Source organism: Microbacterium ginsengisoli, from assembly GCF_000956535.1.
GTDB lineage: Bacteria > Actinomycetota > Actinomycetes > Actinomycetales > Microbacteriaceae > Microbacterium > Microbacterium ginsengisoli.
Genome location: NZ_JYIY01000038.1, coordinates 1 through 11,446 on the forward strand (window position 1 = coordinate 1; position 11,446 = coordinate 11,446).

At 72.8% G+C, this 11,446-nt stretch carries 11 protein-coding genes, 1 pseudogene and 1 riboswitch; of the genes and pseudogenes, 7 read left to right on the forward strand and 5 right to left on the reverse strand.

Annotated elements, in window-relative coordinates:
- Window positions 1-31: 31 nt before the first annotated feature.
- From RR49_RS00805 to RR49_RS00820, 4 genes are read left to right on the forward strand one after another with little or no spacing between them, the layout of a single operon-like run.
- The gene (locus RR49_RS00805) at window positions 32-994 is read left to right on the forward strand and encodes a carbohydrate ABC transporter permease (protein ID WP_048809477.1); all 963 of its coding nucleotides are present in this window, start codon (window positions 32-34) and stop codon (window positions 992-994) included.
- Window positions 991-1,833, forward strand: a complete 843-nt coding sequence (locus tag RR49_RS00810; RefSeq protein ID WP_045245870.1) for a carbohydrate ABC transporter permease — start codon at window positions 991-993, stop codon at window positions 1,831-1,833. The genes RR49_RS00805 and RR49_RS00810 overlap by 4 nt, the downstream gene beginning before the upstream one ends.
- Window positions 1,834-1,876: 43 nt before the next feature.
- Entirely contained in the window at window positions 1,877-2,803 is a 927-nt protein-coding gene (locus RR49_RS00815) for an ROK family protein (protein WP_045245872.1), read from the forward strand.
- The gene (locus tag RR49_RS00820) at window positions 2,796-3,575 is read left to right on the forward strand and encodes a glucosamine-6-phosphate deaminase (RefSeq protein WP_045245873.1); all 780 of its coding nucleotides are present in this window, start codon (window positions 2,796-2,798) and stop codon (window positions 3,573-3,575) included. Before RR49_RS00815 ends, RR49_RS00820 begins: the two co-directional genes overlap by 8 nt.
- Window positions 3,576-3,585: 10 nt before the next feature.
- On the opposite strand, the gene RR49_RS16040 is transcribed toward RR49_RS00820, so the two are convergent.
- The 5 genes and pseudogenes from RR49_RS16040 to RR49_RS00840 form a co-directional block, all read right to left on the reverse strand.
- A complete protein-coding gene (locus RR49_RS16040) occupies window positions 3,586-3,993 on the reverse strand; it encodes an NUDIX hydrolase (protein WP_245610926.1) in 408 nt (135 codons plus the stop codon).
- A pseudogene (locus RR49_RS00825) lies at window positions 3,982-5,346 on the reverse strand (FAD-binding oxidoreductase); the annotation flags it as partial. The pseudogene RR49_RS00825 and the gene RR49_RS16040, both read right to left, overlap by 12 nt.
- A complete protein-coding gene (locus tag RR49_RS00830; protein WP_045245874.1) occupies window positions 5,343-5,717 on the reverse strand; it encodes a YrdB family protein in 375 nt (124 codons plus the stop codon). The gene RR49_RS00830 and the pseudogene RR49_RS00825, both read right to left, overlap by 4 nt.
- A complete protein-coding gene (nagA, locus tag RR49_RS00835; RefSeq protein WP_045245875.1) occupies window positions 5,714-6,871 on the reverse strand; it encodes an N-acetylglucosamine-6-phosphate deacetylase in 1,158 nt (385 codons plus the stop codon). Before nagA ends, RR49_RS00830 begins: the two co-directional genes overlap by 4 nt.
- A complete protein-coding gene (locus RR49_RS00840) occupies window positions 6,868-8,247 on the reverse strand; it encodes a beta-N-acetylhexosaminidase (RefSeq protein ID WP_048809479.1) in 1,380 nt (459 codons plus the stop codon). The genes nagA and RR49_RS00840 overlap by 4 nt, the downstream gene beginning before the upstream one ends.
- A gap of 56 nt (window positions 8,248-8,303) precedes the next feature.
- Window positions 8,304-8,387, forward strand: a riboswitch (ZMP/ZTP riboswitch).
- Window positions 8,388-8,424: 37 nt separating this feature from the next.
- Between RR49_RS00840 and glyA the strand changes: the two genes are divergently transcribed.
- From glyA to RR49_RS15010, 3 genes are all read left to right on the forward strand, one after another.
- Complete coding sequence (gene glyA, locus RR49_RS00845) at window positions 8,425-9,699, forward strand: serine hydroxymethyltransferase (RefSeq protein ID WP_045245876.1); 1,275 nt, start codon at window positions 8,425-8,427, stop codon at window positions 9,697-9,699.
- Window positions 9,700-9,751: 52 nt separating this feature from the next.
- Window positions 9,752-10,636, forward strand: a complete 885-nt coding sequence (locus RR49_RS00850; protein WP_045245877.1) for a bifunctional methylenetetrahydrofolate dehydrogenase/methenyltetrahydrofolate cyclohydrolase — start codon at window positions 9,752-9,754, stop codon at window positions 10,634-10,636.
- Window positions 10,637-10,712: 76 nt separating this feature from the next.
- Window positions 10,713-11,348, forward strand: a complete 636-nt coding sequence (locus tag RR49_RS15010) for a TetR/AcrR family transcriptional regulator (protein ID WP_048809480.1) — start codon at window positions 10,713-10,715, stop codon at window positions 11,346-11,348.
- The last annotated feature ends 98 nt before the right edge of the window (window positions 11,349-11,446 follow it).

The window sequence follows — 11,446 nt, forward strand, 5'->3', positions numbered from 1 at the left end:
CCCCCCGACCCCCGACGAGAGGAGGCGCGCGATGACCACCCAGCTCGCCCCGACGGTGACGGATGCCGCGTCCGGCGGCTCCGCCCGCTCCGCGCCGCCCGTCCGGCGCCGCCGTTCCCGCACCCCGTGGGTGCTGCTGCTGCCGGCGTTCATCATGCTGGCCGTGTTCATCGGCTGGCCGCTGGTGCAGCTGATCGTGATGTCGTTCCAGAAGTTCGGGCGCGAGCAGATCTTCGGGAAGCCGCCGCTGTTCGTCGGCCTCGAGAACTACGCGCGAGTGCTCAGCGACCCCGAGTTCTGGACCGTGCTCGCCCGCAGCGTCGTGCTGTGCGTCGTGAGCGTGGCCGCCACCATGATCCTCGGCGTGCTGATCGCGGTGCTCATGACGAAGCTGCGCGCGGTCATGCGCACCGCCGTCTCGGTCGCGCTGCTGCTCGCCTGGGCGATGCCGGCCCTCACCGCCACGATCGTGTGGGGCTGGATCTTCGACACCCAGTACGGTCTCGTGAACTGGGTGCTCACCCGGGTGACGGGCCAGGACTGGACGGGCCACAGCTGGCTGATCGACCCGGTGAGCTTCTTCACGGTCGCCGCCATCATCATCACGTGGGGCGCCGTGCCCTTCGTCGCCTTCACCGTCTACGCCGGTCTCACCCAGGTGCCCGATGAGGTGCTCGAGGCGGCCGCGCTCGACGGCGCCGGCGGGCTCCAGCGGTTCCGCCTCGTGGTCTTCCCCTACCTCCGCTCGATCCTCACGGTGCTGCTGATCCTGCAGATCATCTGGGATCTGCGCGTGTTCGCGCAGATCTACGCCCTGCAGACGGTCGGCGGCGTGCGCGCCGACACCAACACGATCGGCGTCTACATCTACAGCGTCTCGATGGCCTCGGGCGACCTCGGCGCGGGCGGGGCTATCAGCGTCATCCTCGTCGTCATCATGCTCGCCCTCTCGGCGTACTACATCCGCTCCATGCTCAAGGAGGACCGCGCGTGAGCGCCCTCGCCCGCCGCCGCACCTCCCGCGTGCTGTTGAACGCCGCCGCGGTCGTCGTGATCGCGTTCTCGATCTTCCCCGTCTACTGGATGGTCAACACCTCGCTGCTGCCGGGGTCCGCCATCAAGAGCGACACCCCGCACCTGTGGCCCGACCTGTTCACGGTGCAGAACTACGTCACCGCGCTCGGCTCCAGCGGCTTCGGCGCGGCCCTGCTCACGAGCGTCGTCGTGACGCTCGTGACGGTCGCCGCCGCCCTCGTCTTCGCCTTCCTCGCGGCGATCGTGCTGTCGCGGTTCCGCTTCCGGGGGCGCACCGCGATCATCGTGACGGTGCTCGTCGTGCAGATGATCCCTGCGGAGTCGATGATCATCTCGACCTTCCGCGTGCTCGACGGCTGGCACCTCGTGAACACGATGATCGGGCTGTCGCTCGTCTACATCGCGCTCGTGCTGCCGTTCACGATCTGGACCCTGCGGGGGTTCGTCGCCGGCATCCCTGCCGACCTCGAGGAGGCGGCGATGATCGACGGCTGCAGCCGCACCGGCGCGTTCTGGCGGGTGACGTTCCCCCTGCTCGCCCCGGGTCTCGTCGCCACCGGCGTGTTCGCGTTCATCCAGGCGTGGAACGAGTTCGTGTTCGCGCTCGTGATCATGACCCGCCCCGAATCCCAGACGCTGCCGATCTGGCTGCGCAGCTTCGTGCAGGCCACGAAGGCGACCGACTGGTCGGTCGTGATGGCCGCCTCCACGCTCATGGCTATCCCCGTGATCGTGTTCTTCCTGATCGTACAGCGGCGCATGGCCGCGGGCCTCGTGTCGGGGGCGGTCAAGGGATGACCCGGATGCCGCGCAGCGCCCCTCCTCGCGGGGGAGGCGCCTCATGAGGGTGGGCCTCGACGTCGGCGGTACGAAGACCGACGCCGTCGCCGTCGACGACGCGACCGGGGAGGTGGTCGTGCGGGTGCGCCGCCCGACGCGAGTGGGCCCGGAGGGCGTCGTTCGCACGATCGTCGACACGGTGCACGACCTCGCCGGCGAGCTCGGCGTCGCCGTCGCGTCGTTCGCCTCGGTGGGGGTCGGGCTTCCGGGCCAGGTGGACGACCGCGGCGAGCGGGTCGCGCACGCGGTCAATCTGGGGCTCGAGCGGCTGGAGGTGGCATCCGTCGTCGCGTCTGTGCTCGGCACGCCGGTGCGGGTCGAGAACGACGTGAAGGCGGCCGCGCTCGGCGCCTACGCGATCGAACGGCTCGACCGCAGCATGGCCTACCTGAACCTCGGCACGGGGGTGGCCGCCGGCATCGTCGTCGACGGCGACCTGTGGCGCGGTGCACGGGGGGCGGCGGGCGAGGTGGGCCACGTGTCCATCGATCCGCGCGGCCCCGCGTGCCGGTGCGGCCAGCGCGGTTGCATCGAGGCCCTCGTCGGAGGCGGGGCGATCGCCGAGAGGTGGGGGCGCGCGGCCGTGCTGCCGGTGCGCGACGTGTTCGACGCTGCCGACGCCGGCGATCCGCGGGCGGTCGAGCTGCGCGACGGCCTCGCGCGCGGCGTCGCCGCCGCGGTGCGCCTGCTGGTGCTGACGTGCGACGTCGACACCGTCGTGCTCGGCGGCGGGCTGACCGCCCTGCGCGAGCGCCTCACCGTGCCGGTGCAGGCGGCGCTCGACGAGGGCACCGCGGCATCCGGATTCCTCCGTTCCCTCGACGTGCCCGCCCGGCTGCGTCTGCTGCCCCCGGCCTCGCCGGCGCCCGCCTTCGGTGCGGCGCTCGTCGGCGCCGCCGCGACCCGGAAGGCGATGACCCATGGCTGAGATCGTGATCCTCCCCGACGCGGATGCCGCGGGCTCGCTCGTCGCCCGTGAAATCGCCGCCCTCATCGCCCGCACGCCCGACGCGGTGCTGGGGCTCGCGACCGGTTCCACGCCGCTGCCGGTCTACCGCGCCCTCGCGCGGCTCGTTGCCGACCTCGACGTGTCGCGGGTGCGCGGCTTCGCGCTCGACGAGTACGTCGGGCTCGAGCCGGGGCATCCCGAGTCGTACCGCGCGGTCATCACGCGCGAGGTGGTCGAGCCGCTGGGCCTCGACCCCGACCGGGTGCGCACGCCCGACGGGGCGCTCGAGGGCATCGCGCACGCCGGCGCCGACTACGAACGGGCGATCACCGAGGCGGGCGGGGTGGATCTGCAGATCCTCGGCATCGGCTCCGACGGGCACATCGGCTTCAATGAGCCGGGCTCGTCGTTCGCCTCGCTCACGCGCGTGAAGACCCTGACGGCGCAGACGCGGCGCGACAACGCGCGCTTCTTCGCGTCGCCGGGCGACGTGCCGATGCACTGCATCACGCAGGGACTCGGCACGATCCTGCGGGCTCGCCACCTGGTGCTGCTCGCGTTCGGCGAGGGCAAGGCGGCGGCGGTCGCCGGTGCGGTCGAGGGACCGCTGTCGGCCTCGGTGCCCGGGTCGGCGATCCAGCTGCACCCGCACGCCACGGTCGTGATCGACGAGGCCGCGGCGTCGGCGCTGGGCGACGCCGACTACTACCGCTACGCCTGGGCGAACAAGCCGGCCTGGCAGGGTCTGTGACCGGAGCCGCTCACTCCCACGCGAGTCGCAGCAGGTGATTGCGGCTGAGGTTCGCGAGCGGGGTGGATGCGGCATCCGCCGCGGTCAACCAGCGCAGCTCCTCGATCTCCCCGCCGCGCGCGACGTCGGCATGGCGCACCCGCACCCGGAACGCGTCGGCCACGACCGTGTGGCCGGGCTCGTTCGCCGCTAGATCGCGGAACACGCCGAGCGGCTCGACCTGCGCCGGGTCGACGTGCACGCCGATCTCCTCCGCGATCTCCCGCACGAGCGCCGTCATGGCGTCCTCGCCGGCCTCGGGCTTCCCGCCCGGCTGCTGGAACACGACCGCACCGGCCTTGCGCACCACGACCGCCCGGCCGTGCTCGTCGATCACGACGCCGGCGCTCACCCGGATCTCGGGGGCCGGCTCGAACACCTTCCCCGGGTTGAGGATGCCGGCCGGATCGAACGCCTGCCGCACGCGCTGCTGCAGCTGCCACTGGGCGTCGCCGAGCTCGTCGCGCAGCCACCGGCGCTTCAGCACGCCGACGCCGTGCTCGCCGGTGAGGGTGCCGCCGAGCCGGAGCGCCGCCTGGAACAGCGCGTCCGCCGCCTCCCAGACCGCAGGAGGCACCTCGGGTCCGTCGAAGATGAAGTTGGGGTGCAGGTTGCCGTCACCGGCATGCGCGACCGCGGGGATGCGCAGTCCGTAGCGCGCCTCGACGGCCGCGATCTCGTCGAACATCGCCGCCAGCTGCGAGCGGGGCACCGAGACATCCTCGATGAGGGTCGTGCCGAGCCGCGCCATCGCGGGGTGCATCGACCGGCGGATGCGCAGCAGCTCCTCGCCGCGGGCGGCGTCAGTGGTCACCTCGACCTCGCCGCCGTGCGCCGCGAGGATCTGCGCGACCTCGGCGGCCTCGGCGGCGGCCGCGGGGCCGTCGGTCTGGATGGTCAGCTGCGCGGCGCCCGCGGGCGGCGGCGCGAGCTCGAGCAGGTCGTGCACGGCCGCGAGGCTCGCGGCATCCATCAGTTCCATGATGGCGGGCTGCACTCCGGCGGCCGTGACGGCGGCGGACGCCGCGGCAGCGGTGCGCACGTCGGCGAACACCGCCGCGATCGTCGAGACCTCGCCGGGCACGCGACGGCGCAGCTTCAGGGTCGCGCCGACGATGACGCCGAGGGTTCCCTCCGACCCGATGAGCAGCGATGTGAGGTCGTAGCCGGTGACGCCCTTCACGGTGCGGTGGCCGAGGTGCAGCAGGGTGCCGTCGGCGAGTACCGCGTCGACCCCGAGCACCGCGTCGCGCACGACGCCGTACTTCGCGCACAGCAGGCCGCCGGCGCCGGTCGCGATGTTGCCGCCCACGGTCGAGATCGCGCGGGAGGCCGGGTCGGGCGCCCACCACAGGCCGTACGGGGCGAGATGGGCGTCGAGGTCGGCGTTGACGATGCCCGGCTCGACGACGGCGATGAGGTCGTCGGGCCGCACCTCGAGCACACGGTCCATGTGGCGCACCGACAGGGCGATCTCGCCGCCGCCGGCGTTCGCGCCGCCCGCGAGCCCCGTGCCGGCGCCGCGGGTGACGACGGGGGTGCCGGTGGCGCTCGCGATGCGCAGCACCTCCTGCACGTCGGCGACCGACAGCGCCTCGACGACGCACAGGGGCGGGGCGGATGCCGCGTGGCCCGACCCGTCCGCACGGGCGGCCTCGCGGGCGGCGATACTCACGTCGACGCGGCCGGGCAGCGAGTGCTGCAGCCGGGCGACGACGTCGGCCGCGCTCATCCCAGGCGCCGCAGGCCCGCGATGAGTCCGACCGTCACCGCGACGATGCCGTAGCCGAGGCCGACCCACGCGAGCCCCATCGACCAGAAGGCGATCGTGGCGCTCACGTAGACGAGCAGCTCGACGGCGGCGCGCACGAACGGGTGCACCCGCAGCACCGCGCGGGGGCTGACGAAGAGCGCCCACAGCAGGATCGCCACGACGGGCGCGCCGATGCCGACGACGATGTTCCACGGGAACGGCCAGGCGGCGAAGCCCCAGAAGGCGAGCACGACGAACGCGATGATCTCGCACAGGAACGCCAGCAGGTCGAGCGGCGTCAGGGCGGGGCGGGTGCCCGCGGGAAGCGGCGCGTCGGTCGGAGAACTCACGCCGTCAAGTCTAGATTCGCGCCCGCCGTCCAGACGCCGCGCACGGTGAGGCGCGCATCGAGCAGCACAGCATCGGCGAGGCGGCCCGGTGCGAGCGCGCCGAGGTCGTCGCGGGCGATCGCGCGGGCAGGCGCCCCGGTGAGGGCCTCGACCGCGACGGGAAGGGAGACGCCCGCGGCGACAGCGGTGCGCAGCGCGGCGTCCTGCGTGAGGGTGGAGCCGGCGATCGTGCCGTCCTCGGCGAGGCGTGCGACGCCGTCGGTCACGTCGACGTCGAGCGCGCCGAGCAGGTACCGCCCGTCGCCGGAGCCCGCGGCCGCCATCGCGTCGGTGATGAGCGCGACGCGTCGGGGCGCGGCATCCATCAGCACGCGGATGAGTGCCGGATGCACGTGCACGCCGTCGGCGATCGCCTCGATCGTGACGCCGTCGCGGGCGAGTGCCGCCCCCAGCGGCCCCGGCGCGCGGTGGCCGAGCCCGGGCATGGCGTTGAACGCGTGGGTGACGAGGCTCGCGCCGGCGTCGAAGGCGGCGGATGCCTCATCCCACCCGGCCTCGGTGTGTCCGACGGCGACCGCGACCCCCGCTGACACGAGGCGTCGCACGGCGTCAAGCCCGCCGGGGAGTTCGGGGGCGAGCGTCACCTGCACGATCGTGTCGTCGCCCGCGGCGAGGAACGCGTCGAGCAGATGCGCGGTCGGCGGCGTGAGGAGGGCCGCTTCGTGGGCGCCGCGCCGGGCGGGCGCGAGGAAGGGACCCTCGAGGTGCGAGCCGAGGATGTCGGCATCGGTGCGGGTCAGCTCCGCCACCATTGCGGCGCGGCGGGCGAGCAGCGGCGGCGGCGCGGTCACGAGCGAGACCACCGCCCGGGTCGTGCCGTGCGCACGGTGCAGGGCGCGTGCCGCCCGCACGTCGTCGGGGCCGTCGTCGTAGGCGTGACCCGCGCCGCCGTGCCCGTGCAGGTCGAGGAACCCGGGCGTGAGCACGGCACCGGGGCCGGCGGCATCCGTCGCGTCGACCACCCGGTCGGCGGGTTCCCACCCGTCGCCGCTGCCGATCGCGGCGACCTGCGCGCCCTCGAACCGCACCCACGCGTCGGCGGTCTCGACTCCCGCCGTGACGAGCCGGGCCGAGTGGATCACCGTGCTCGTCATGAGACGCCTCCGAGCGGACGCCACGCGATGCGCGCGACCCGCGCGTGGAAGTCGGCCGCGTCGATGCCGCGCGGTGACCACGCCTTCTCGGCCGCCGACGCGAGCCGCGGCCAGATGAGGCGGTCGATGTCGGCGGCGGTGCGCACCGTCTCGGTCCACATCGCGGCCTCGACCCCGAGGATGTCCGCTTCGGCGACACCGGGGACGACCTCCGCCGGGTCCCAGTCGTACGAGCGTTCGAGGCTCGTCGGGCCGTCGGCCCAGGTGAGGCCGAGCGGCTCGTCGGCGTCGGGCTTCATGTCGAGGTAGATCGCGTCGGCCGGAGAGAGGATGACGCGGCCCCCGCGTCGCACGAATCCGCGGGCCTTCTCGTCCATCCCCTCGATCGGGGTGCGAAAGCCCCAGTACTGCCCGACGGTGCCCTCCGGCAGGTCGGGCGTTGTTCCCGCCTCGTGCCAGGTGACCGGGATCTTGCCGGCATCGATCACGAGCCGGGCGGCGCGTGCGACGAACCGGTCGAAGTCGGCGCGGTCGGTGCCGAGCGCCTCGTCGCCGCCGAGGTGCAGGTAGGGGCCGGGGGTCAGCGCGGCGAGCTCGCCGACGACGTCACGCACGAAGTCGTACGTCTCCTCGAGGTCGGTGCGCAGCGACGAGAAGCCCACCGCGAACCCGGTGTACGGCTCGTCGCGTGTCGGCACCCCGCCGCCGTAGGCGGCGACGACCTCGTCGATGTGCGGGCTCAGTACGGGGTCGCACGCGATGTCCGGGTAGGCGAGCGAGACGGCGTGGGTGTGTCCGGGCATGTCGATCTCGGGCACGACGGTCATGTGCCGAGAGGTCGCGTGGGCGACGATCGTGCGGTAGTCGTCGGCCGTGTAGAAGCCGCCCGCATCGCCGAGGGCCGCTGTCGCGCTCGCGCGCTCGGTGAGGAGGGGCCGCGTCGCCATCGCCAGGCGCCAGCCCTGGTCGTCGCTCAGATGCAGGTGCAGCACGTTGAGCTTCAGGTCGCTGAGCCGGTCGATGAGGGCCGTCACGATCTCGACCGGGAAGAAGTGGCGCGCGACGTCGAGCATGAACCCGCGGTGACGGAACCGCGGGGCATCCTCGACCTCGATGGCGGGCACGACCCAGCCCTCGCCGCCGCGGGTGGCGAGCTGCGCGAGGGTGCGACCGGCGTAGAACACGCCCGCGTCGTCGGCGGCGGAGATCTCGATGCCGGACTCGTCGACCCGGAGCCGGTACGACTCCGCGGCCCCCGGGTGGCGCGTGACGACCACCCCGTGGGCGCCCGGCGCGGGCGCCGCGACGCCGCGCCACGGCGCGGTGCCGGCGACCCGGGTGACGAGCGGGCGGGGGAGCAGCGCGGCATCCGTCATGTAAGGAACCCTAACAAACTACGGATGCCTCGCCCAGACCCTCCGATCCGATATGCTCGACCCGTCGCGACTGGCGTTGAGGTGGGACACCACCGGGGAGCGACCGACACGGTTATCGACCGCACGCCTGGGCCGATACGGAACCCCTTTTTTCCGAACCGTCGTCAGGAGATCGCCATGACCGATTCGTACTTCAACGCCCCGCTCGCCGAGGTCGATCCCGAGATCGCGCAGGTGCTCGACCGAGAGCTCGCGCGTCAGCAGGGCTACCTCGAGATGATCGCCTCCGAGAACTTCGTTCCCGTCTCGGTGCTGCAGTCGCAGGGCTCGGTGCTGACCAACAAGTACGCCGAGGGCTACCCCGGACGTCGCTACTACGGCGGCTGCGAGGAGGTCGACGTCGCCGAGGAGCTGGCGATCGCCCGCGCCAAGGCGCTCTTCGGTGCCGAGTTCGCCAACGTGCAGCCCCACTCGGGCGCCACCGCGAACGCCGCCGTGCTGCACGCGATCGCCCGCCCCGGCGACACGTTGCTCGGCCTCTCGCTCGACCAGGGCGGCCACCTCACTCACGGCATGAAGATCAACTTCTCGGGCCGCCTCTACAACATCGTCGCCTACGGCGTCGACCCGGAGACCTCGCTCATCGACATGGACGAGGTGCACCGTCTCGCGGTCGAGCACCAGCCGAAGGTCATCATCGCCGGCTGGTCCGCCTACCCCCGCCACCTCGACTTCGCGCGCTTCCGTGCGATCGCCGACGAGGTCGGCGCTCTCCTCTGGGTCGACATGGCCCACTTCGCCGGGCTCGTCGCCGCGGGCGTGCACCCCTCGCCCGTTCCGCACGCGCACGTCGTCTCCTCGACCGTGCACAAGACCATCGGCGGCCCCCGCTCGGGCTTCATCCTCACCAACGACGCCGAGCTCGCGAAGAAGATCAACTCTGCCGTCTTCCCCGGCCAGCAGGGCGGGCCGCTCATGCACGTGATCGCCGCGAAGGCCACCGCGTTCAAGCTCGCCGGCACACCGGAGTTCAAGGACCGCCAGGAGCGCACCGTGCGCGGTGCGGCCCTCATCGCCGACCGGCTCGGCCAGGCCGACGTCGCCGGCGCCGGCATCACCGTGCGCTCCGGCGGCACCGACGTGCACCTCGTGCTCGTCGACCTCCGCAACGCGGAGCTCGACGGCAAGCAGGCCGAAGACCTGCTGCACGAGATCCACATCACCGTCAACCGCAACGCGGTGCCCAACGACCCGCGTCCGCCGCTGGTCACCTCGGGCCTGCGCATCGGCACCCCGGCGCTCGCGACCCGCGGCTTCGGCGACGCCGAGTTCGCCGAGGTCGCCGACATCATCGCGCTCGCGCTCGTGCCCGGCGCCGACCTCGAGGCGCTGCGCACCCGCGTCGCTGCCCTCACCGCGGCCTTCCCGCTCTACGACGGCCTGCAGCAGTAAATCCGCTTCCGGGCGCGGGGGCTGCGGCCCCCGCGCCACGAAAGGACGACCCGTGACAGCAGAACGACTCGACGGCAGGGCCACCGCCGCCGCCATCAAGGACGAGCTGCGGGTGCGCGTGGCCGCGCTCGCCGCGCAGGGCGTGGTGCCCGGCATCGCGACCGTGCTCGTCGGCGCCGACCCCGCCTCCCAGCTCTACGTCGGCATGAAGCACCGCGAGGCGGAGGCGATCGGCATGGCCTCACTCCACGTCGAACTGCCGGGCGACGCCACGCAGGACGATGTGGAAGCGGCGATCGACGCGCTCAACGCCGACCCGGCGTGCCACGGCTACATCGTGCAGCTCCCGCTCCCCGGGCACCTCGACACCGAGCGGGTGCTCGAGCGCATCGACCCCGCGAAGGACGCCGACGGGCTGCATCCGACCAACCTCGGCCGACTCGTGCTCAACGTCAACGGCACGATCACCAGCCCCCTCCCGTGCACGCCGCGGGCGGTCATCGAGCTGCTGCAGCGCAACGGCTACGACCTGAACGGCAAGGATGTCGCGGTCGTCGGCCGCGGCGTCACGATCGGCCGGTCGATCGGTCTACTGCTCACCCGCCGCGAGATCAACGCGACGGTGACCCTCACCCACACCGGCACGCGGGACCTCGGAGCGCACCTGCGGCAGGCCGACGTCATCGTCGCCGCGGCGGGCGTCGCCCACCTCGTGCGCGCCGAGCATGTGAAGCCGGGTGCGGCGGTGCTCGACGTCGGCGTCACCCGCGAGCGTGATCCCGAGACCGGCACGTCGATCGTCTACGGCGATGTGGCCCCGGAGGTCGCGGAGGTCGCCGGCTTCCTCTCGCCGAACCCCGGCGGGGTGGGACCGATGACCGTGGCGCTGCTGCTGACGAACGTCGTCGAGGCCGCCGAGCGGGCCGTCGCATCCTGACGCAACCCTACGGTCGGCTCCCTCCCGGGTGCGCGTGGCAGAGTGGTCCCACGCCGCGGGCGGAAGGACAGCAGTAATGAGTGAGGTCGCCACCAAGCGGGCCTACGACTCGTCGGGCCGGCGCAAGGCAGCCGAAGAGCGCAGCAGACGGATCCTCGAAGCCGCGGCGCGCCACTTCGACGAGTGGGGCTGGCCGGGCACGACGATCGCCGCGATCGCCGCCGAGGCGGATGTCTCCGAGAATCTCGTGTTCCAGAGGTTCTCGTCGAAGTTCGATCTCCTGATGGCGGTGATGAGGGCCGGTGCATTCGGCCGCGCCCCCGACCTGCGCGGCGCGCTCGCCGAGCTCGACATGTCCGCCATCGCCGACCCCGGTGAGCGCCTCGAGCGCTTCCTCGACCTCGCGTGCGCCGCCGTGCCGCACTTCGCGCATTACGCGATCGTGTGGGCGCAGGCGTCCGCGTCCGATGACCGGGCCCGGGATCAGATGGATGCCGCGGCCCGCGCCCATCGCGACAACGTGCTCACTGTCGTGCGGGGCCTCACGGGAAGGCCGGACACCCCGGCGGATCTCGTGGACCGGGTGACCGTCGCGACCTCGGCGGAGACCTACCTCCAGTTCGCCCAGCTCGGGTGGGAGATGTCGTCGTACCGGGTGTGGCTGCGTGCCACGCTGCGGGGCATCCTGGCACTCGATCGAATCGTTACGTAAGCACCTTCCCTCGGGCCGCCTGCGCTCGTATATTCAGAGGAGTCCGCTCGTGTCAATTCGCGGCGGACCGTCGACCCGGGGGTAGCGGGGTGGCGGGG